This window comes from Bacteroides sp. 3_1_13 (assembly GCF_001185845.1).
In the GTDB taxonomy this organism is placed as follows: domain Bacteria; phylum Bacteroidota; class Bacteroidia; order Bacteroidales; family Bacteroidaceae; genus Bacteroides; species Bacteroides xylanisolvens.
On sequence record NZ_KQ236956.1, the window covers coordinates 2,293,581 to 2,315,986 of the forward strand.

The 22,406-nt window shown below is 45.2% G+C and carries 21 protein-coding genes; 3 read left to right on the forward strand and 18 right to left on the reverse strand.

Features of this window, described 5'->3' with window-relative positions; translation table 11 throughout:
• Window positions 1-128: 128 nt before the first annotated feature.
• Window positions 129-1,979, reverse strand: a complete 1,851-nt coding sequence (locus HMPREF9009_RS21770) for a vWA domain-containing protein (RefSeq protein ID WP_049703253.1) — start codon at window positions 1,977-1,979, stop codon at window positions 129-131.
• Window positions 1,980-2,129: 150 nt separating this feature from the next.
• On the opposite strand from HMPREF9009_RS21770, the gene HMPREF9009_RS21775 reads away from it, so the two are divergent.
• Entirely contained in the window at window positions 2,130-2,702 is a 573-nt protein-coding gene (locus HMPREF9009_RS21775; RefSeq protein WP_049703254.1) for an RNA polymerase sigma factor, read from the forward strand.
• The gene (locus tag HMPREF9009_RS21780; RefSeq protein WP_049703255.1) at window positions 2,699-3,982 is read left to right on the forward strand and encodes an energy transducer TonB; all 1,284 of its coding nucleotides are present in this window, start codon (window positions 2,699-2,701) and stop codon (window positions 3,980-3,982) included. Before HMPREF9009_RS21775 ends, HMPREF9009_RS21780 begins: the two co-directional genes overlap by 4 nt.
• Before the next feature lie 117 nt (window positions 3,983-4,099).
• Here the strand turns inward: HMPREF9009_RS21780 and HMPREF9009_RS21785 are convergent, their stop codons facing one another.
• The 6 genes from HMPREF9009_RS21785 to HMPREF9009_RS21810 form a co-directional block, all read right to left on the reverse strand.
• Entirely contained in the window at window positions 4,100-4,972 is an 873-nt protein-coding gene (locus tag HMPREF9009_RS21785) for a pyridoxamine kinase (RefSeq protein ID WP_004304792.1), read from the reverse strand.
• 334 nt (window positions 4,973-5,306) lie between these two features.
• Complete coding sequence (locus HMPREF9009_RS21790) at window positions 5,307-5,888, reverse strand: LutC/YkgG family protein (protein WP_049703256.1); 582 nt, start codon at window positions 5,886-5,888, stop codon at window positions 5,307-5,309.
• A complete protein-coding gene (locus tag HMPREF9009_RS21795; RefSeq protein ID WP_004304790.1) occupies window positions 5,885-7,270 on the reverse strand; it encodes a lactate utilization protein B in 1,386 nt (461 codons plus the stop codon). Before HMPREF9009_RS21795 ends, HMPREF9009_RS21790 begins: the two co-directional genes overlap by 4 nt.
• Window positions 7,267-8,007: a (Fe-S)-binding protein gene (locus HMPREF9009_RS21800; protein ID WP_004304789.1), complete on the reverse strand. Its 741-nt coding sequence runs from the start codon at window positions 8,005-8,007 to the stop codon at window positions 7,267-7,269. Before HMPREF9009_RS21800 ends, HMPREF9009_RS21795 begins: the two co-directional genes overlap by 4 nt.
• Before the next feature lie 51 nt (window positions 8,008-8,058).
• Window positions 8,059-8,604, reverse strand: coding sequence for a 7-carboxy-7-deazaguanine synthase QueE (locus HMPREF9009_RS21805; protein ID WP_004320698.1), 546 nt, complete (start codon window positions 8,602-8,604; stop codon window positions 8,059-8,061).
• A 21-nt stretch (window positions 8,605-8,625) separates the two neighbouring features.
• Window positions 8,626-8,982, reverse strand: a complete 357-nt coding sequence (locus HMPREF9009_RS21810) for a 6-pyruvoyl trahydropterin synthase family protein (protein ID WP_032852905.1) — start codon at window positions 8,980-8,982, stop codon at window positions 8,626-8,628.
• Window positions 8,983-9,111: 129 nt separating this feature from the next.
• On the opposite strand from HMPREF9009_RS21810, the gene HMPREF9009_RS21815 reads away from it, so the two are divergent.
• Window positions 9,112-9,471 (forward strand): YbaN family protein, encoded by a 360-nt coding sequence (locus HMPREF9009_RS21815; protein ID WP_004304786.1) that lies wholly within the window; start codon window positions 9,112-9,114, stop codon window positions 9,469-9,471.
• Here HMPREF9009_RS21815 and HMPREF9009_RS21820 read toward each other — a convergent pair.
• The 11 genes from HMPREF9009_RS21820 to HMPREF9009_RS21870 form a co-directional block, all read right to left on the reverse strand.
• Window positions 9,441-10,007: a 5'-methylthioadenosine/S-adenosylhomocysteine nucleosidase family protein gene (locus HMPREF9009_RS21820; RefSeq protein ID WP_004308299.1), complete on the reverse strand. Its 567-nt coding sequence runs from the start codon at window positions 10,005-10,007 to the stop codon at window positions 9,441-9,443. The two genes, HMPREF9009_RS21815 and HMPREF9009_RS21820, sit on opposite strands and share 31 nt — an antisense overlap.
• An 85-nt stretch (window positions 10,008-10,092) precedes the next feature.
• Complete coding sequence (locus tag HMPREF9009_RS21825) at window positions 10,093-10,959, reverse strand: carbohydrate kinase family protein (protein WP_049703258.1); 867 nt, start codon at window positions 10,957-10,959, stop codon at window positions 10,093-10,095.
• Between the two features lie 4 nt (window positions 10,960-10,963).
• Window positions 10,964-11,992, reverse strand: a complete 1,029-nt coding sequence (locus tag HMPREF9009_RS21830) for a zinc-dependent alcohol dehydrogenase (protein ID WP_008016966.1) — start codon at window positions 11,990-11,992, stop codon at window positions 10,964-10,966.
• Window positions 11,989-13,074, reverse strand: coding sequence for an SGNH/GDSL hydrolase family protein (locus tag HMPREF9009_RS21835; RefSeq protein ID WP_049703259.1), 1,086 nt, complete (start codon window positions 13,072-13,074; stop codon window positions 11,989-11,991). Before HMPREF9009_RS21835 ends, HMPREF9009_RS21830 begins: the two co-directional genes overlap by 4 nt.
• 21 nt (window positions 13,075-13,095) lie before the next feature.
• Window positions 13,096-14,418 (reverse strand): mannitol dehydrogenase family protein, encoded by a 1,323-nt coding sequence (locus tag HMPREF9009_RS21840; RefSeq protein WP_004308303.1) that lies wholly within the window; start codon window positions 14,416-14,418, stop codon window positions 13,096-13,098.
• Complete coding sequence (locus HMPREF9009_RS21845; RefSeq protein ID WP_049703260.1) at window positions 14,405-16,642, reverse strand: histidine phosphatase family protein; 2,238 nt, start codon at window positions 16,640-16,642, stop codon at window positions 14,405-14,407. Before HMPREF9009_RS21845 ends, HMPREF9009_RS21840 begins: the two co-directional genes overlap by 14 nt.
• A 40-nt stretch (window positions 16,643-16,682) precedes the next feature.
• The gene (locus HMPREF9009_RS21850) at window positions 16,683-17,957 is read right to left on the reverse strand and encodes an FAD-dependent oxidoreductase (protein WP_049703261.1); all 1,275 of its coding nucleotides are present in this window, start codon (window positions 17,955-17,957) and stop codon (window positions 16,683-16,685) included.
• The gene (locus tag HMPREF9009_RS21855; protein WP_008021044.1) at window positions 17,957-19,333 is read right to left on the reverse strand and encodes a ComEC/Rec2 family competence protein; all 1,377 of its coding nucleotides are present in this window, start codon (window positions 19,331-19,333) and stop codon (window positions 17,957-17,959) included. The genes HMPREF9009_RS21850 and HMPREF9009_RS21855 overlap by 1 nt, the downstream gene beginning before the upstream one ends.
• Window positions 19,321-19,650: a hypothetical protein gene (locus HMPREF9009_RS21860; protein ID WP_004304776.1), complete on the reverse strand. Its 330-nt coding sequence runs from the start codon at window positions 19,648-19,650 to the stop codon at window positions 19,321-19,323. Before HMPREF9009_RS21860 ends, HMPREF9009_RS21855 begins: the two co-directional genes overlap by 13 nt.
• A 17-nt stretch (window positions 19,651-19,667) precedes the next feature.
• Window positions 19,668-20,621, reverse strand: coding sequence for a DUF6772 family protein (locus HMPREF9009_RS21865; RefSeq protein ID WP_004304775.1), 954 nt, complete (start codon window positions 20,619-20,621; stop codon window positions 19,668-19,670).
• A 21-nt stretch (window positions 20,622-20,642) separates the two neighbouring features.
• A complete protein-coding gene (locus HMPREF9009_RS21870) occupies window positions 20,643-22,382 on the reverse strand; it encodes a RagB/SusD family nutrient uptake outer membrane protein (RefSeq protein WP_049703262.1) in 1,740 nt (579 codons plus the stop codon).
• Window positions 22,383-22,406: the final 24 nt, after the last annotated feature.

A 22,406-nucleotide genomic window follows, 5' to 3' on the forward strand; every position in this document is an offset into this window, starting at 1 on the left:
CTATCCCGAGCATATACCGTCACTATTATTTTCTAGGATTATCTATCTGGAATTGTACGTTTATTCATATCAGTGAATATTACGCATAATAATATGATGTACATTTCCAATGACTCCTGTTTGCTTTCCTAGTTCTTATTTGTTCTTTCCAATCCTTTAGCAGCCTCAACCAAACGAATGAATTCTCTTCTATATCCTTTATCATCGTTATTCAGTCCCTGTTTGGCCAGATCAATCACTTTGTCGTAACTGGCATTTCCTTTAAAGTCAGACTCCCGAAGTAACTGTCCGAACATAGCCACTGCAGAAGCAAAGCGGAAATCGGAAGAAACATTATTTCCTTTATTATCTACGAAAGGAAGTTCCATTTTCTTGCTGACATCTTTATCCGGAGCTTTATAACGCAGTTTCACAGTCAGGAGTTCATTAGAGCCTGTCGGCTTCACGGACACTTTCTCTTTCTTCTGATATTTCAAGTCGTCTATTTTACCTACATATTCATTCTTTACTCCCGTAGGAATCACTTCGTAAAAGGCTGTCACTGTATGTCCCGCCCCCATATCTCCGGCATCTTTAGCATCATTATTAAAGTCCTCGTCTTTCAACAGACGACTTTCGTAACCAACCAGACGATATGCCTGCACTTGGGAAGGATTAAATTCGACTTGCAGTTTGACGTCTTTTGCCACTGTATGCAGCGTAGCACCGAATTCGCCTACCAAAACACGGTTGGCTTCCTGCAAGTTATCTATATAAGCATGATTGCCATTTCCTTTTTCAGCCAACACCTGAATCTTCTTATCTTTATAATTACCCATGCCATAACCCAGTACGGTAAGGAACACTCCACTCTTGCGTTCTTTTTCAATCAATTGTTCCAATCCTTCAACGGAAGAAACGCCCACATTAAAATCACCATCTGAGCAAAGTATGATACGGTTATTGCCGTTAGAGATCAGATTCTTCTTGGCTATTTTATACGCTAACAAGATACCTGCACCACCTGCCGTAGAGCCACCCGCCGTTAATTCATCTATCGCTTCGCGAATCTTCTGTTTGTCGCTACCCGGAGTTGCTTCCAGTTTCACACCGGCACTGCCTGAATAAGTCACAATCGCTACTTTATCTTTATCACGTAAGTTATTCACCAATAATTTGAGAGATGACTTCACCAAATCCAACCGGTTGGCTCCCCACATAGAACCGGAGACATCAATCAGGAATACCAGATTAGATGCAGGCAGATTATCCGTCGGGATTTCTTTTGCTTTCAGGCCGATACGTACAAGACGATGATTGGTATTCCAGGGACAGGCTCCGGATTCCATCGTAATTTTCACAGGATCGCTTCCTGTCGGCTTCGGATAATCATAAGAAAAGTAGTTCACTAATTCTTCCGTACGGATAGCATCGATCGGAGGCAGTTCACCTTTATTGATAAAACGACGCATATTACTATAAGAAGCGGCATCTACATCAATAGAGAAAGTAGAAAGCGGAGCATCCGACACACTCTTGAAGCCGTTCTCCTGAAACTCCCCGTATTCTTCGGCATTTACAGCATCATACATGATTCCCGGAGTCGGACATACTGCCATATAAGCAGTAGACATTACTTTTGCAGTTCTTGTCTCATGACCGTATCCTACCACCACACATTCTTCCAATACCAGTTCGTCAGCTTTCATCTTCACATCCAGCGTGGTCGATTTTACTACCCGTCTCTCCTGCTTATACCCGATATACTGGAACAACAACGTTTCCCCTTTCTTAGCCTGAATCGTGTACCGGCCATTCATATTCGTTACCGTACCCTTCGTAGTACCCTTTATCTGTACCGAACAGCCAACAAGCGGAGTTCCATCCTTTGCATCCGTCACAGTACCCGACACGGTAATAGCTTGCGCGTTCACCATACCTAAAGAAACAACTGCCATCAGCAGTACGAGCATCATTGCTCTGAATTGATTTGTTTTCATAACTTCATTATTTAAAATGTTACTAATAGTTCGCTTTTACTATAGAGATGCAGATTTCACACTGATTCCATAAAGCCATCAAACTTTTTTTTATTTTTCTTCTCATAGTTGTTATTTTTACCCCCAATCCCTATCTTTGGCAGCAAATAGATGTTATTTTTCAAAAGAAACATATCGAAACTATCGGACGAGGAATTACTGATACACTATACGAAGTCCGGCGATACGGAATATTTCGGTGAATTATATAACCGATATATCCCGTTACTGTACGGACTTTGCCTGAAATACCTGCATGATGAAGACCGGGCACAGGAAGCAGTCATGCAGTTGTTTGAAGATTTATTGCCTAAACTGGGAAATTTTGAGATAAAAGTTTTCAAGCCATGGCTCTACCGGGTGGCGAAGAATCATTGCCTGCAACTTTTACGGAAGGAAAATAAAGAAATTCCGTTAGATTATACGGTTAATATTATGGAATCTGACGAATTTCTGCATCTATTAAGTGAAGAGGAAAGTTCGGAGGAACAACTGAAGGCATTACATCACTGTCTCGAAAAGTTGCCCGAAGAACAACGGACCAGTATTACGCGTTTCTTTCTGGAAGAGATGTCGTATGCCGACATTGTGGAACAGACCGGATTTACTCTGAACAATGTGAAAAGCTATATCCAGAACGGAAAGCGAAATTTAAAAATTTGTATCAAGAAACAAGCCCTATGAAACTATTGGACTACATACGAGGACTCCGCAAAGGAAAAGAGGCACACCGACTGGAACGAGAGTCGATGCAGGACCCTTTCCTGGCCGATGCTATGGATGGTTACAGCCAAGTGGAGGGAAATCACGAACAACGGATCGAGAAACTGCGGATGCAGGTTTCAGCTCATTCGGCAAAGAAAAAGAACACCCGTGCTATCACCTGGAGCATCGCTGCCTGTCTGGCTATCGGATTCGGTATCAGCAGTTATTTCCTGTTCCTGAAAAAGAGTATGACGGACGAAGTGTTCATTGCCAAAGAGAGTGTTTCCTCCAAGTTGGCTGAACCCGCAGTTCCGCCCACTCCGGCCATTCCTGCAACTCCAACAGTTCCGGCAACTCCACAAAAGGAAATCGCATTGGCTACCGCAAAGGTAAAAACGGATTCCACTCCTGCTTCCGAAGATTCCACTCCTGTTTCCGAAATTACTGCGAGACAAGCGAATAAGAAAGATATGATTGCCAAAATCCAAGCGACTTCCCAACCACAACAAGGTACGCCGCCTGTGGCAACTATGCCGGTGATGGAGGAAGTGTCGGAAGAGACTGCCGCATTGCAAGAAGTAATAGCAACGATGGATACTTTCGAATCTGAATCTGATAAGAAAATGAAGTTGGCTAAGGTAGCGACTATCCTTCCTCAAAAGAACATGATTAAAGGGAGGGTGACCGACGAAAAAGGAGAACCGCTTATCGGAGCCAGTGTGACATATAAAGGAACGAATATCGGAACCATCACAAATATGAATGGAGAATTTTCGTTAGTCAAAAAGGATGATAAGAAACGATTGACAGCGGAGTATATCGGATATAATCCGGTAGAAATCCGGATAGATACCAACCGGACGATGCTCATTGCCATGAACGAAAACAAACAGGCACTCAATGAAGTGGTGGTAGTGGGATACGGCGCTAAGAAAAATAAGAAGTCAACAACTACCGGAAATGTTGTGACGGTTAAGGAACAGGCAAAGAAAGAGATTACTCCGCAACCTGTCATCGGTAAACGTAGCTATCAAAAATACCTGAAAGAGAATCTCGTTCGTCCAACGGATGATAACTGTAAAGATATTAAAGGGGAGGTAGTCCTTTCTTTCTTTGTTGATGAAGAAGGAAAGCCACAAAATATCACTGTTATTCATGGATTATGTGAATTCGCTGATAAAGAAGCCATCCGGCTTGTCAAAGAAGGACCTAAGTGGACAAGTGGAAAACTCCCGGCAAGAGTAACAGTACGATTCTGAACTTAATAAATACCAATAAGAAGGCACATTTGTGCCAACACAGTGGCACAAATGTGCAAACAAGGTGGCATTGTTGTGCCAACCTATTGGCATAGTAATAACAACACAAAGCCTATCTTAAATCAGTTCGTAACTAGCCATCTGTATTGGCATATCCAAATTATGAAGCACTTTCTCCAATAGAATACCCTCGCGGTTATCATATTCATACCCGAAAGTGGCACGAATACCTTGCAGGATAAACTGTGTGGCACGGTCCAATGCCATCGGCAGACTGTCTCCCTGCATCAAAGAGCCGGTGATGACACTTGTAAAAGTATCGCCCGTGCCGGGATAATGTGCAGGCAGATAAGGGCAGGTCACTTTCCAGTAGCGGTTTCCCTGACGGTTATAAGCATAGACAGATGTTTTATGAGGCTCATCATGTACAGGAACACTGGTGATGATAACCACTTGCGGACCTTTATCAGACAAAAGACGAAGATATTCTTTCAGCTCTTCATCCGTGTTATCTGCTTTATAGGGTTTATCCAATAAATAAAACAGTTCCGTCAGATTGGGGGTAATCACATCTGCTTTCGTGATTAAATGGCGCATCTCTTTTATCATCTCTCCATCAAAGTTGGTATACAACCGTCCGTTATCTCCCAACACCGGATCGGCAACGATCAGGCTGTCCGGCCGACGAAAGTCCCTGATAAAATCAGAAACAATCTGAATTTGTCTCGGAGAACCCAAGTATCCGGTATAGATAGCGTCGAACTCTACCTCCAGTTTCTTCCATTGGGCAATAATCTTCGGCATTTCGTCCGTCAGGTCGAGGAAGGAGAAACCGGGATATTGCGTATGATTGGATAACACAGCCGTAGGAAGCGGACAGACTTGAAAACCCATGGATGAAAGAATAGGAATGACGACGGTCAGAGATACGCGCCCCATTCCCGAAAGGTCATGGACGGCGGCTATTTTCTTTACTTTATTGGCATACATATAATTTATAATTAAACGTTTTACTACTCTTATCCTACAAATTCATTTATCTACTATGGACAAACAGAAACAGATATCCTATTTACATCAAAGGAGATTCGACTATATTCTCCCAAAGACTCTATTACATCCGATGGAAACCGGACTTTATCCAAACAGAGCCTCTATTTACATCAAACGGAAGCTCTGTTTATATGAAACAAAGGCTCTATTTCTTATCAATAGAGCCTCTGTTTTTAAGCGTCAACGGAGTCTCCATTTCGTTTGTACTAACAAATATAAAACTCCATTGTTTTGAAACCAAATTTATTTTAGAATAATCAACACGGAAACATTAGGTTAATATCACTAACACGTCCCGTGCCCCATGCGCTCCCATCACTAAAGCCTGCTCAATATCAGCAGTCTTTGACGGACCGGAGATGAACGTTCCGAACTGATATTCCTGTCCGTCCAGTTCGCGGTAGGCGTCATACATGGTATCTACAATTTTATTCCGGTCGAGCAGAATGACCAACTTCTCCGAGATAAAATAGATCGCTTTATATTTTACCGTCTGCGGTATCCAGATGGCTCCGTTTTCGGCTACTCCGATTTCTCCTTTCACTACGGCAACATCTGTGCCGTCCAACTCTTTCGGATCATCCAAATTATCGGGATTGAACGTAGCACAGGAAATATCCGGCAATACGGAAGCAATGCGCATAGCATCCGGATAAGTCCGGCGTATGACCGCATTCACATCTTCCCCTTCGCCCAACACAACTGCCGCACCACCCACCACACGGCTGATTGCACAGAACTGCTCTATCCTGTCAGGATATGACAATCGTTTCATATCCGCAATATCCGGTTTATCATAACGCGTCTGCGTATGCTGGCGAATGCAGGCTAATATATCTTCTCTACTGCTCATTTGGATTCCTCCTTTCCTTGTACTTTATTTTTCTTCCACATTTCATTGAACGACTCGCTGGCAAATTCCGGCAGTTCACGCCCCTTTCCCCAATCGTCGAGATCGTTGTATTTCATGAAACGAGGCAGGCCATTTACCACCGGGGCTGCCCACAAGGCTGCGTTGAACAATGCCGGACGCTCCATCAGGAACTTCATACCGCCGGACATGATCTTCTTTCCCGTATTGGCTTTCCCCAGTCCGTCCAAATCCTGACGCCATTTGTAAATCTGCTCGGCCAAATCTACTTTCACCGGACAGACATCGGAACAGGACATACACAGAGAACAGGCTGAAAGATTATCGTAATACTTCTCCGGAGCGTGAGCCATACCCAAGTTGATGCCAATAGGTCCGGGGATGAAGTACGTATAAGAGTAGCCTCCACTCCGGCGGTACACCGGACAGGTGTTCATGCACGCACCACAACGAATACAGTTCAGTGTCTTGATATGGTCGGGCTTGGACAGTAAGGCACTCCGGCCGTTGTCTACGATGATAATATGATATTCACCGCCTTCGCGGGGACGGCGGTAATGAGAGGTATATGTTGTCACCGGTTGTCCGGTGGCTGAACGGGCGAGTAATCGGGTGAACACGCCTAACGCGTCCAGATCCGGGACGATCTTTTCCATACCGAAAGCGGCAATGTTCAGTTTCGGGTAGGAAGTACCCATATCGGCATTTCCTTCATTGGTGCAGACCACAATGTCACCGGTTGAAGCGACGGCAAAGTTGGCGCCTGTCATGGCGGCTTCGGCATTGAGGAAGAGATGGCGCAGGTTCTTACGTGCGGCATGAGTCAGGTAGGTAGGATCAAAGTTTCCCTTTTCCGTGCCCATCTCCTTTTCGAATAGTTCGCCTACCTGTTCCCGTTTAATATGGATGGCGGGCAGTACGATGTGGCTCGGTTCGAGATGCATCAGTTGCAGGATGCGTTCGCCCAAATCGGACTCTACGACATCGATGCCCCGCTCCATCAGGAAAGGATTCAAGCCACACTCTTCGGCGAGCATGGATTTGCTCTTGATGAAATGGTGGACGTTATGCTCATTCAGTATCTCGTAGACGATGGCGCAGTATTCATCGGCATCTTTTGCCCAATGTACGATGGCGCCGTTGGCGGTAGCATTCTTCTCAAACTCCAGCAGAAGTTCTTCGAGGTGGCTGTTGGAGTATAGTTTCAACTCGCAAGCCTTGTTGCGCAACTCTTCCCATTCGGGAACTTCCTTGCTCATCTTGTCCCTTTTGGCACGGACCATCCAAAGGGTTTCGTTATGCCATGCTGCCATCTTGCTGTCCTGCAAGAACTTTTCGGCAGCCTTTGAATGTTTTGTACTCATGATTGCGACGCTAGAATTTCTACAATATGGATAATCTGAATAGGCAGATGCTCCCGTTTGATGACACCTTGCATGTGCATCAGGCAGGAACTGTCCGCTCCGACAATATACTCGGCTCCGGTAGCGATGTGATCTTTTACCTTATCACGCCCCATGCAGACGGAAACTGCCTGCTCTTCCACCGCAAACATTCCGCCAAAGCCGCAACATTCGTCAATATGGCTGGGCTCGAATACTTCGATGCCTTCTACCAGATTGAGCAGGTCACGCAATTTATTGTAATAAGGGATGTTCAGTTCGGTGGGAGCGGAAATCAACAGTTCGCGAACCCCATGACAGCTATTGTGAATACTGACTTTATGAGGAAAGCGTGCAGGAATTTTGGAAGGTTTCAAGACATCGTGAATGAACTCACAAATATCATAAATCTTTCCCGCACTCTGACAAACATGTCCTTCTTTCTCCAGAATGCCCGGATGATTCTCTTTCACAAATGCCACACAACTGGCGGAAGGGCCGACGATGTAATCGTATTCACGGAACAGATCGTCAAAACGGAGTGCCAATTTCATCGATTCATCTTCAAAACCGGCATTTGCCATCGGTTGTCCGCAACAAGTCTGATCCAACGGATAATCGACGTCTACTCCCAAACTTTTCAATAGTCTATACGATGCCACTCCCACATTGGGGTAAATAGCATTGATATAACAAGGAATAAACAAACCTACTTTCATACTATATTTTGTAATAATTTAAGCTTCTTCCGCATCACCCGTCTATTTCGTTCAACGGATGTCGATTAATTTGTGTGTTTGCAGGCTGAGTCTCCATTTGGGATGTCGCATTACACAGTCCACTGTTGAAGCAGTGTTATTACAAGAACAAGGCTGGAGGAAAAAATGTTCGGCCGGAAGTAGTTCAAAAATACTTATATCTTGTCCTTCATAGACCACTTTCACTTCATCCATCCGGTCGATGGCAAGTTTCGCCCCTTGTTTGGGAGAACAGGTCACCCAGTCGATAGCTGCCGGCAGGGGGCGTGTACCGTTGGTTTCGATAGTCACATATTTGCCTGCTTGGTGCAAACGGTCGATCAATTCATCGTCTATCCATAAGGAAGGTTCGCCGCCCGTAAGGACAACAGTGACGGCAGGATATTTTTTCACTTCGGCGATAATTTCATCGTCGGTCATCATTTTTCCTTCTTCGTGTTGTGTGTCGCAAAAGTCACATTTCAGGTTGCAGCCGGAAAAACGGACGAAGATGGCCGGAGTTCCGGTATGGTAGCCTTCGCCCTGCAAGCTGTAAAAGATTTCATTAATCTTTCTCATCATCAAAATTTGTTTGGTTTGCTATTCTTGTCCTTCTGTACTGCCGGAATCTTTCTCGTAGATGACAATGTTTCCTTCCGATTCCTGCACTTCTACTTTATAGCATTGAGGAATCTGTTTGCATACCCACCGGGCGATATTCTCCGCTGTGGGATTAAATGGGAGTACTTCGTTCAGATTTTGATGGTCGAGTTTCTCCGTGACTACTTCTTTGATGCGGGTGAAATCTACCACCATTCCTTCGGAGTTGAGCCGCGCGGAACGGCAATAGACGGTGATAATCCAGTTGTGACCGTGTAAACTGGCGCATTTACTGCGATACGGGAGTACCAGCTTATGAGAAGCCGAGATCTCCATGCGTTTGATTACTGTAAACATGAGTGTATGTATTTTAATAGTTACACGCATCTAATGTCACCTCGATGCAACGGCAAAGGTAATATAAAATAGAGTTTTCATCCAGCAAAGAGTGTTATTTTTTCCCTTTTTTTGCACTATCTTTGCCGCATGAAAACTCTATATATTGTTTTAGGTAGTATTTCCCTTGCGCTCGGTATTCTCGGCATCTTTCTGCCGCTACTGCCCACTACCCCTTTTCTATTACTCACCGCCGCCCTTTATTTCAAAGGGTCACCCCGATTATATAACTGGCTGCTCAATCATCGGCACTTCGGTCCTTATATCCGCAATTTCCGCGAAAACAAGGCGATTCCTCTCCGTGCCAAAATAATTTCTCTCGTATTAATGTGGGGAACGATGCTTTATTGCATTTTCTTCCTGATTCCTTTTATATGGGTAAAGATTCTCCTGGGATTGATAGCCGCAGGAGTCACTTATCATATTCTTTCTTTCAAGACATTGAAATAGTGTGATAGTCCCTGCCGTGCATCGGCAAGTTTATCTTCCCAATGTTTCACGGAGTTCTGACCAATTATGTCAGTCACGTATTTCACGGAAATAAACGGGATTTCTTTTGAACGGCAGACAAATGCCTGTGCGTATGCTTCCATATCTACAACATCTCCGCTAACGTGAGTCAACTCGGTGAGAAAGCCATCTCCCGTATTACAGATCCCATCTTCTGTCCAATGCGTGCAATAACCTTTTTCTTCGAGCAAAGCTGATGAATCGATCTCACACTCCAATCCGAACTCTTTCATTTTCTGCATATCACGGTCTATGAACTTGCGACATACAAAAATATCTCCTACCTGATGATTGACTGTTCCAGCACTTCCGATATTGAGCACCAAGTCCGGTTGTACCTGACGGATTGCCTCTGCCAAATGAAAGGCTGATTTAACTTTACCAATACCTGTACGAACGTAGTAAGGTTCTATATCCGGCCATTTAAGTTCTACAAATTCGCCTTGTACGGCGTAGGTTACTAATATTTTCAACATGGGTTCCTTTATTTCGTAAAAATCAGTTATTTCTGCAAAAATAACTATTTAACTGGAGTTATCTATAAAATGCAATCAAAAGAGATTACTTTTTACTATCCGGCAACGGATTAATAGCCCCCCTTTGTGTACAAGTATATGCCGATACATCTACCGCTTTGCGGTGTGATTCAGCGACCGACGCCCCTCTAAGTATATTCACAACAAAGGTAGCAGTAAACGAGTCGCCTGCACCTACAGTATCGGCCACCTCGACTTTAGGTGTGTTTATGGATGACACTTCCCCACTTGCATCATATATGCCACTACGTACTGCCCCTTGTGTGAATATAACATACTTGAGCGAAAAACGAGCAATGAGTTCTGCGATAGCTTCCACAAAATCAGTCGAAAGGGAAAGAAGAGAGATCAATAACGGCAATTCGTCTTCATTCAATTTGAGGACATTTGCCTTTTGCAAGGACTCCACAATCAAGTCTGTCGAATAAAAATGTTGCCTGATATTAATATCAAACACCTTCAAAGAGGTATCCGGCACGGCATCTATGAGTCTCAAGATTGCAGCACGTGACTTTTCACTTCGTTGTGCCAAAGAGCCCCAACAAACAGCATCTGCATCGCTGACAAGTTTCATGGTCGCAGGACTACACTCGATAGCATCCCAAGCAACATTCTCAACAATCTCATATTGCGGTACACCGGCCTCATTCAACGACACAAGCACTTTACCTGTCGGCAAAATATTACGGGAAATATATCCTAAATCAAGTCCGGTCTCTTTAAGCACTGTAAACGTTTCATCGCCGAGTTCGTCCTCACCTATTGCCGTAACGGGATATGATTCTGCTCCCAACTCCTTTGCAAAAAAACAGAAATTGATAGGCGCTCCGCCAAGTCTCTTACCTTCCGGGAAGCAATCCCAAACAACTTCTCCTATACCTATTATTTTCATGGTTTTATAGTTTAATAATTATTTTCATGGATGTTGCACTATGCTCGTCTATAAATTTATATGCCTCGTCATACTGCTCGAACGGGAAATGATTCGAAATAAGCGGTTCGAGACGGATAGCTCCCGAACTTACCTGATCGATAGCCGTAAGATAATCTTCATGGCGATACATCATCGTTCCGTTCACCTTCAGTTCGTGCTCTCCCAAATAGAACATATTAAGCGACGGATCCTTGCCAAATACCGCCACTACAACGATGGTACTCCCTTTTTCAATACACTCCATAAGCGAACGAATACTCGACTCAACTCCGGCAACCTCAAACGCAGCTTGAAAATCTTCATCCCCGAAAAGCCTCTTCGCTCCTTCTTTGAGCGGCGTCTTAGCTACATTGAGCGTATCTATTATGCCACATTTACGAGCGATTTCAAGTCTGAAATCACTCACATCGGTAATAAGAACCCGTTTGGCTCCTCTTGCCTTAGCGAACTGCGCCACGAGGTTACCGATTGTTCCGGCACCCGATACAACCACATTCTTACCTTTCAAGTCCCCGCCACGCATGGTTGCATGCGCAGCTACTGCCACCGGTTCTATCATAGCCCCATAATCAAGTGACATACCTTCAGGCAACACCGCAACCCTGTCATCATCAACCACAAAAAAGTCTTGCGCAGCTCCATTTGCCTGAAAAGCCTGCACTCTTAGCTCTTCACAAATATTATACTCTCCCCGCTGACAAGGCTTGCACTTCCCACACGCGAGTTGCGGACGTGCGGTGACAACGTCACCCGCCTTGCAGATCGTAACCGCCGCCCCCGTAGCGACTACCACTGCCGAATATTCATGCCCCTGAACTACCGGATAGAAAGTTGCCGGATGACATCCGTGATAAGAATGTATCTCACTTCCACAAATACCAATTCTCTTAATATTCAGAAGTACCTGATGTTCTTTCAGGTCCGACGCCTTAGGCGCCTCAACCTCACGAAATTCAATATGTTTTGGTTCTACTAATACCGCTTGTCTCATTTTATACCATATTTACTTAAAATTTCTATTACCGGAGTCTCTATCGACTTCGCCCAAAGTGCATATCCATAACTACTTGGATGAGTTCCGTCGACCGATGTCTCATGCGCATCGGAAGCATCAGGCGTAATCAGATAAACGTCTTTATATTTCGGGTTCGTGCGGATTTTTGCAAACAACTCCTCTACGGTTGCCGCCTTAGCCCGTTCTTTCGCATCAAGAACTGTATCAAATGAACGTCGTTCACGATAGATCGTACGCTGAAATATCAACGGAGTAGCCGGATGTGCCGCTATAAGCCGATCGATAAACGGCATCAGGCGCTCTCTTATCAGTTCTGCGTCAGGATTTGAAAATGTATCGAATATAAAGGCATCAGCCTTGACTTCCGCAAGAACGTCGAGCATGTAAGGCTGCATCAGGCAACGTCCGCTTGTTGCGAGCGACACGACTTGAAGACCCGTATTACGCATAAATTGCATGGGATAACTCATACCGGATCGATCCGTGCTCACTCCCTGCGTAAACGAAGAGCCATATACCGCTATCCTGTGACGAAAATCGGACTTCAACGGTTCGATAACAGCATCGTCATCTATCCCTATCTTACAAGAAATGACCTCCGAATACATCGGCATATACATCATACATTCGTGCATCGTACCATCCATATTCTCAATGAGCGTGAATGTCTCGGTTTTCTCGCCCTTATACGCTTTCAATGAACCGCTTGCCGCATACTGCCATTGACCGTTTGCATTTTTGATATAAAGATCATATCCTTTATAAGAGATCGGCATGGTTGAATGGCTCGAATATACATATCCCCACTTTGTCGTAATCTGTATATTACGCGTGTTCGTTTTAAACAACACAGCCATACCGGCAGAACAACGGAGTTGTCGATTCTCCGTCCTGTTAAAACCTTTATAAACCAATGTATCGACTCTATGATACGGATTGGGAGTCGATTCAAACGGCTTACCTATCAGGTTAAGCGTTGACGCCTCCGTCTGTTTTTGTGCCGAAACCGACAATACGCACGAAAACGACAGAACAACCGTTATGAAAAACTTCTTCATTGCCTTGTATTTTTTAGTTGTTTACTGTAATAAGACCTTCAACCCTTCTGCTACCTGCATAGCATAAAACTGCTCATACTTTTCCATAAACACAGGGTATTTGTCCAGTCCCAATGACACAAAAGGTGATATCTTCAAGAACTCGGCCGGCGATCCTCCCGAAATCAACTTCCTGTCCGCCGGGGTGATGTGAGGTTCGGAGATAGCTATATTTTCACCGGACTCGGTGCGCGCACCTATCAGGTATTTGCAATAAACAGCTATCAGGAAAGCCTCTATCGAAATATCCTTCCCATCCTGCAACATCTGTTTGAGTATGGGTACCACATAAACCGCAAACTTAGCAATGCCATCGCCGCAAAGCCGTGATACCTGATCGCTGATCGCCTTGTTTGAAAATCGTTCGATAAGCTGGTCTTTATACGCTTCAAGGTCAACGCCTTCGGGAACCGGAACATAAGGAGTAACGTCCCTGTTCATAAACAGCTTTATCATTGCACGATACCTCTCGTCTGCCATTACAGCATCGACCTTCCTGAATCCTTCCATATAGGCAGGATAAGAAAGAAGAGTATGTGACGCATTGAGAAGACTTAATTTCATGATTTCATACGGGGTCACATCATGGGTGAATGTAACTCCCACCTTCTCCCATGCAGGACGGCCTGCAATGAAATTATCTTCAATCACCCATTGTATAAAGTCTTCACAACACACATCTGTAACCTTACCCGGTTTTGTTACGGGAGTGATTCGATCCACCATCGAATTCGGGAACGTCACTTTCTTTTTCGCCCACGCTGCCACCTCGGGATATTTCGCTTCGAAGTATGACATAAACGCACATTTGGCGGCATTGCCGTTCATCTGCATGTTGTCACACGAAAGAATCGTAATCGGCAAATCTTTCTCCATCCGGCGTTTAAGTCCTTCGGCTACATACCAAAACACACTGCGCGATTGGTTAAAATCAACCTTATATCCCCCTTCGGTAATGGTGAGAGAGATGATTTTTATCTCCTCCGATGCTATTTTAGCGATGATAGGCTCACTATCTATTTCCCCCCATGCCAGTTCTACAAGCGAACCAATCAGCATACTATCCTGTTCGCCGGAAGGGCTGCATGTCGTCAACTGATATATGCCGTCGTCTTTCTTGAGGGCGTTGAACAAGACCCCGTCCGTAGGCATAATCATGGCTCCGAATACCCCCCAGCATCTTTGTGAAGGATCTTCAAGTAATAGATTTGTGTAAGCTTCGAGATGTGCACGATGGAAGTTTCCAACGCCGAAATGTACTATTCCGGCCTTTATTTCAGCACGATTATAATTAAAAGTCTTCATACGATAATTTCAATGTTTCGGCAAGTGATTTTTCCACCTTGTCGCAATGTTCTATATAGAATTTATAAACCTCATTCCATTTGTAATAAGATGCTTCAACCGCTTCCAACGGCAACCGGAGGTCTTTTTCATTCAGCATAAACTTAACTAAAACGTCCGGATTGCCTTCTGATTGGTAAAAGATCATCTGAAGGTTCGCACCCATCGGAATATCCCAGTACTTCCAACTCCGCAACGCTTCTTTGGAATTACCAGCCTCCCGCGCCCACGTTCCGGCTTGCAGATTAGTCAAGATGGCCATCAGAACGCCATCGTGGCCGAAGTTGAGATTGATGCCATGACGCTTACGAACCAGATCTTCGGCAGATTCGTCTAACAAATGGCGTAACGTGCGGGACGCAAGTCCCCAACTACGCCCGTGAGATACCGGTTCAGGACCTTTCTGCGCAAAATACTTATAGTTCTCGATTTCCGCCCAAGCCAATATTTCCTCTTCTGTAAAGATATCCCATATAGGCACTTGGCGGTCGAGGCATTGCATCAGCGACGCCATTAACCAGAAACGATGAATCAGGTCGTACTTGTCATACTCACTTTCTACTTGTGTTACGTCTATAAACAGTCTTGTAAAAAAAGCATCCACATTCAACTTTTCATCTATATATGAACGATATTTTTTATACCAACTGTTTTCTTTGCCGAGTATATACTTATCAAGCGGACTCCTGTCGGGACATACGTTACCGTAGGGATTCAGTGTGGTAAGGAACGAACGGGAGTTGTCTATCTCCGCCCATTCAAGCCCGGGACGCAGCGACAAAATGCCCGAATTTACAGATTGCATGGTGGCTGCCACCCGAAGCACATTCGTTGCGTTAGTCTTCAAATAGGGATGTCCTTCAAATACTTCCGGATAGTTTTGTACCATCCTCCGGCCTATCTCCCTTGTCTGACGATAACCGATTTGTGTCAGATCGCCTTCTTTGTAAAACACATTCTTCTTGAACGGTTCAAGACGTTCGTACAGGGCTTTCCCAAAATCGGTAAGGTTGTTTGTGGCATGAGCTTTCTCCAATACGCCGTATATGGCAGGATAAGTCACCTCATCGTCTATCTGACGCGCTCCATGACGGAAATAGCCGTTTATATAGAAAGGCGTATATCCTTTGGGCGCCGGCGTAACCGGATGTGAAAGATCGGTCACATAATACACGCCGCCCGCACGTTCCGGATCCCTGCGTATCTCGTCGAGAGGATTTTCGGTCACCGGCTTTTCTTTCGGAAGAGAGAGTTTGAATATGCAAGGAAGATCAGACGTCTTTTTCGCATTCGTATTGGTATTGACATACATAACCCCGTCTTTAACCACAATATCTTCCGGTTCGTAAATAACCTGTTCCTGCACATTGTATCGGGCAGTAATCGTCCGCCTATCCGTATCGTACACCCGGATGCAGGAAGGGCGGCTGTCATCCTGTTTCCCAACTCCGAAGCAGAAATAGATTTTACCATCATGCATACAGCCCGCTTGTGTGAACCATACCTCATAGGGGAACACCACCTGATCGAGAATGTCATTTTCGTCGAGGCGCACCTTTGCCCCCTCACTCAACGACGGTATGCGGAATTTGGTGGCGACATACTGGTTTTCCCATGCATGCTTTGTCACCTTCGCCACAGTACGTTTACGCGCCGAGAATATCCATATAAATCCCCGTTCCCGATCGACCAGCCAGCTTGGCGCACCAAAGATGGAGACATACCCTTTCTCCGCCCACTTCGAGCCATCGAGTTCAATTGTCTGTACGATTTCGCTGCTAAAACGTTTTCCACGACGGGTGATGCTCTCCACAAAACACAACCATTCCAACTCGCTTCCTACCTTCCCGTTTGTGATATACAAGAGAGGAAACGATGCTCCGCGTTTTGTCTCGACGCCAAAGCATACATTATTTACATGGTTGTCCGGATGGGAGGACGCCAACTCAAAGCCTGCCACAGGTTTCGGATCGGCACTTTTGAAATCATAGATATTCACGTGCCCTCCATCCTCGCACGAGAATATGTAATCATCCCATATTTCAAGTCCTTGCTGTGCCCGCCCACGTCCTTCCTTTGCCAGGAAGACAGAGCACTCTACCTCTTTCTCCGGCTCTACATACAACTGGGCGATAAGGGGAATAGAGATCAGTAAGCACACGACAGACAAATAGATCTTTTTCATAAGTATGCTCTATAAATTTAAAGTATGATTATGTTCTACGTTAATCGAACAGCTCTACGCCTAACGACTCAAGCCGTTTCTGCAACTCTCCTACATCGAGAGCCCGCGGAGTACAATGCTGCGACGCACTCATGGCAGCGGCAATGCCAACAGCCTCTCCCATCGCCATGCAAATACTCATGACGCGGTATGAAGCGTGAGCTCTGTGAGTACCCGATATGCACCGTCCCGCCACCAGAAGCCCTTCCAAGCCCAACGGGAGAAAACAACGATACGGCAAATCGTATGGTTTGCAATATTGGATGGTTGGTTCCGCCTGTCCGGCTCCGTCAGGATTATGTATATCGACAATGAACAATGCTTTATGTACCACCACATCGGCAAAACGGCAGCCTTCCGCCATTTCATCGGCATCGATCACATAGTCGCCCATCACCCTGCGGCTTTCGCGCACTCCGGTTGTTGTACCACTTCCGATCACTCTACAGTTTTCGTAACCCGGCAAATTTTCTTTCAAGAATTGAGTCAGGAGGCGTATCTGTTGCCTAAGTTCAAGATCGGCGGCGAAAATAGAGCTTACCGAAGTAATATCCACTCTATTGACTTGTGTCGTATTTACCTGACGGCAACCCGGTCTGACCGACGGATGCAAACGCACGGCAGCAAGCATCCGGGGAAGTTTGCCCTCATCGGCTTTCTTTTTACACCAATCAAGAAAACACTCGCCATTCAATTGAACATTGTCTACATCTCCAATGCAGATAATTCCTTTCGACTCATCTACGCCATCAATGGTGTATTCAAGGGTTACAGGCTGCATGAGTCCGTCAGCACGTCCTTTTTCTATTTTTGCACCGGCAAGAAAAGATACTATGGCATCACCGGTACAATCAATTGTAACCGCGGCTTCAAAACAGAGCGTCCCCTCGTTACTTGCACACTTAATGCCTTTTACCACCTTTCCGTCACGAATAACATCCGACACGCAACATTGCAAAAAGACATCGACGTTCTTTTCCCTGGCGACAAATTCTGCCAATGTAAGTTTTGCCTCTTCGAAATCGTGAGCATTTCCATGTTCGCCAATCCAGTCATTGTCTTCGATGCCAAGAATAGCACAAACCTCATCGCGCATCGTGTTCTTGCTTACACTACCGAGAATAGGGCCGACATACCCGGCGGTCAGGTTACCTCCGATGACTCCGTATCTTTCGATAAGAGCAACACGTGCTCCTTGCCGGGCGGCGGCTACAGCCGCACATATCCCGGCAGGACCTGCACCTGCTACTATTACATCATAATATTTTGTATTCATTATCTGCTTGTATATGGACCGGAAATAGTCTTAACAGTCATTGCCCCGTCAGAATCTGTGATTGTCACAACTCTGTATTTGTTTCCCCCATCGGTCACACGAACTACAATATGTCCATCATATCCCTTTACTCTCGCAGCCTCTTCCGCCGTAACCCGGTCGTCTACTCCGCTGGGGCGATCGCCTTGCCAGAAGTTAGTGATAAACATGTCACACGCAGGGAGTGTTGTCTCCATCGAATTCAGTATATCGGTACGGGGATGACAATCTACCCACGAATTGACAACAATCGTTTGTGGATTGAGTGCTTTCAGAGCATCTACCTGATTGGTGTTGGTTACACCGTGATGGTTAGCTTTCAATAGTTCCACCTGACCCACTGCTTTTGCACAGGGCAGTTCGGCATCTTTCCACGCATGACTCGAACGTCCGTTATACTGAAGGTCACCACCGGCAAAGAAATCAAAGTTGCCATACGAAACTTTCATCACACAACTGGTAATATTCTCCGGCGGACAATTGTCACTGGAAGTAATGTTCTTACTGTTTTCGTATGTAATCTCCGAGAGTTCAGGGAATGTCTTCTTTGTGGTAGTGCCCGAACCTGTCCAGATCTCTCCATTCACTGCCACGTTTTGCACCTTTGCAGTAGGATACTTTGCAGGATTATACTTCTGAACGATCTGATTATTCGCCCCTGCTTTGAATATCGCAGCATCGAACTTTTGATTGGCGACATGCCATTTCACTGCATTGATATAGTTGCTGCAACTTGGAGCATTGTCTGCCATTGTCGCCATATTGAACGGATAGTTATAATCGGGATAGCCACGATCAAGCAGCGTACCAATCTTGAAATTGTCGAAAATCTCGGCAAAACCTATCAACGAATAAGTGTCGGAGTTGGAAGATTTCGGCAAGGAAGAAGTATAACCGCCGAAGTGGTCATTATGGAAGTGGGTAAGTACGGCATAATCAATCGTGCTGTTACCTGTCCATACCATACACTTACGAATGTAATCAGTTATAATCTGCGAACCACGGGTAGAAGTCAGAGTCGGATCCCAACGACTACGGATACCGGTGTTGGTCGTATTACTATTAGAGTTGGTCGTAACACTCGAACTTGCGGCATCAATAAGCATTTGCGTACCATCCGGGAATATTACAAACATGCTTTCACCGGTAGTCGTATTGATGAAATGAATATCCATCACACCCTCCTGCCAGGCAGGAATCGTTTTACCTACCTCTATTTCAGTGGCAGCATCTTCCCCACCTCCATCCGGACGAATCAAAAATGAGTGAGACTCATTGGAGCTGCATCCTACAATCGCAAGGATGAACAGACTAAGTATAAATATTAACCTTTGCATGCTATATGAAGATTTAAAAACATCTCTCCGCCTTCAATGCTGACGGCAAGACGAATATAATTACCAAAATTTGAATTTACCTTTATAATATGTTGGCCAAGTCCTTTGAAGATTACAGGCTCACTACCGTCGTCAGCCCAATGTATACCGTCTTGCGATAGTTGTACACGACCTTCGAATACGGGATCTCCTTCTATTTTCTCAACCATAACAAAGAATATAGCCTCATCTGCCCAACCAGCCTCGTAAGGATGAGTGAAGAAAGTACCTTTAAAGAACTTCTTTACCTCAAGATGGGAATCATTAAACATTTTCATATATTACATTCCTCCTTTTATTCTTGTGAAACAACAACAGAATCTATATAAAAGAATACACGACGATTGGTATCAGTACCCACCCAGAAAAGAGGATTGATAAGATTGTCGATACGTCCATATCCGTCAACGGTATCGGCTGCAATGCCACGCATATCCCAAATTTTGTCCTGACATTGGAACTCTACATATTCTCGAAGCTCTGTGTCAAGTTTCAGACGCATGTATTGCCAATTGAGTTTACAGTCGGTCTCATTGTAAATGAGTTTCTGATGACCATCTTTCAAATCCTTGAATCCATCGTGGTCGCCATTAGGATAACGGCGGCCGAACCACCAGGGATCGACTCCCCTCTTACACCAGTCTCCGTCAAGTCCATAAGCCCAATCGCGGTCGGTTATGTCTTCATTGGAATGTTCATACTGCCACTTCTGCATTAATTTGCCATCTACTGCATTGAGATAGCGAATTCCTACATGGTAACGTTTTCCACCCTCCTGTACATCGAATCCCATACCAAAATCGCGGATGGAACTCTCATGCAAACCCGGTTGCGGACGGTCACCGCCATCCACCACATCCTGCTCCGCCGTGTATGTAAACCAACATTCTATCTGCAAATATTTGCAGCCCGGACGAGAGAACGAAAGCCGCTTAATGGCATGTCCCAGACAACCTTCCGCCGGAATCTCCGTATAAGGAGCGGCAACAGGTCTTGTCGAAAGTTTAAGAGAGTAAGTGCCGGACATAGCTCCGTGAGTGCCCGGATACCTGAAAGTAGCGGAACTAAGCATGACCGGTGGCCACTGGTCTTTATTGACCAATGTCTTGGGAACATCAAAATCGGGATATTCCGTAAAGTTAGGCATCAATGTCATCCAACCGTTAAAGCCGGTGTTGAATACATCATAGCTCAACACCCTTTTCAATGGTTGATAGCGACTGCGCAATAAAATTTCTCCAATGCTCATAATATCATTTATTTAATAAAGTTAGTACCCTGGATTTTGAACAAGTTTTCCATTCATTATCAATACATCATCACTTGGCAATGGCCATAAATAAATCTTCTCATCATACTTACGTTCACCATGCTGGACGATATAGGTTCCGTCGGCCATCGCTTCAAAAGAAGGAAATCCGTCTTTGTCAAATGTCGGAGTCTCCGGCCAAAACCAGTTGCCTGCCGCAAAGTATTCCTTTGCCCTGTTAGCTGTACGGGTAAATCCGTACATATTGTGTCCGAAAGCATTTTCAAACTGATGCCAACGAAGCAAATCGAAATAGCGCAGATTTTCCCATGCAAACTCCACACGACGCTCACGGCGAAGCACTTTGCGCAATGCCGTCTGATCGGTTGTCGTGATGGACGGATAGTCGTTGGTTTGTGTACGGGTGGTGCCATAAGCACGGGCACGGACATCGTTGATGCAAGCAAGGACAGTAGCGTCAATCTCCCCCAGTTCAATCTTAGCTTCGGCATACATCAACAAGACATCGGCATAACGCATGAGAATAACAGGGTTGTCGTTATACAAAGTAGTACGCCATGATTCTTGCGCGCCTTTGCGCAGGCAACAACCATTGTAAGCACAGTTGGAAGCATCCGAACCGCCTTTGGAATCTTTATTTGTAATCATACGATTTTGCGTATAGTCCATTATTTCGAGTGCGTTTGGCGCAGGATTCCACTCAATACCATAGATACGGCTGCCGGGAGCTGCAAATGTTTCCAGGCAACGGGGATCGCGGTTGGCAAATGGATCGTGAGGATCAAAGCCACTGCCCGGTTCATCAATCGTCTTGCCATTCGTCATTTCGTAGACAGCAAGAAGTTCCCACGAAGGTTGTGCATTATGTGTACCGCCTGCCGAACGGGCAATAAAGGAACCGATAGCCTGTGTAGTAGGTTTACCGTTTTCATCCAACTCAAGGTCGCTTGAGTGAGCAACAGAGAAGATAACTTCTTTGCTTCCTCTTGTCTTGTCGCGGAAAAGTTCTCCATAATCAGGGGCCAAGTCATATACTTCCAGATCCATACAGTCTTGCGCAGCGTTTGCGGCAGTCCCGTAGTCGTGCAGATAGAGAGCGGTACGAGCCTTGTAAGCATAAGCCGTTCCTTTGTCTACACGGGTGGCGCCGCTATTATTATTTGCGACCGGCAAATTTTCTGCGGCATAGTCATAATCTTCATAAATTTGTTTCAGAACGACAGCTTTGTCGGTACGCCCCATCTCAAATGCTTCCTCCGGAGTAATCGAAGTCACGTAGAAAGGAACATCTCCCCAAAGAGTAATCAAACGTGAATAAGCAAATGCTCTGAAAAAACGGGCTTCGGCACGAAGCGTATTCAGTTCAGTGGTGGAATATTTGCCTTCAAGTTTGTCGAGTGCCTCCAAAATCCGGTTGGCACGACTAATGTTCTTATACGTGTAACTCCAAACAGTCTTGATGTTAGGATTACTTGTAGAAGACGCATTCAGTGAACCTGCCGCAATGGTATAAATGTTGGTTCGTTGCGCCCAGTCATCCGTATTACGGTCCAGCGTCCAACCTTCTTCTATAACAAAGAAGGTACTGCGATAAAAATCGTTCAACGAGATTCGAACTTCCTCCGGTGACGAGAACCAGTTTTCACTGGATGCAGCTGAAGGAGGATTCAGATCGAGGTTCACACAAGAAGTTACAGATAGAAGAGCTATCATGCAAATCAATACATGTATTTTTTTCATATTATGTAATTTTTTCATACTCCA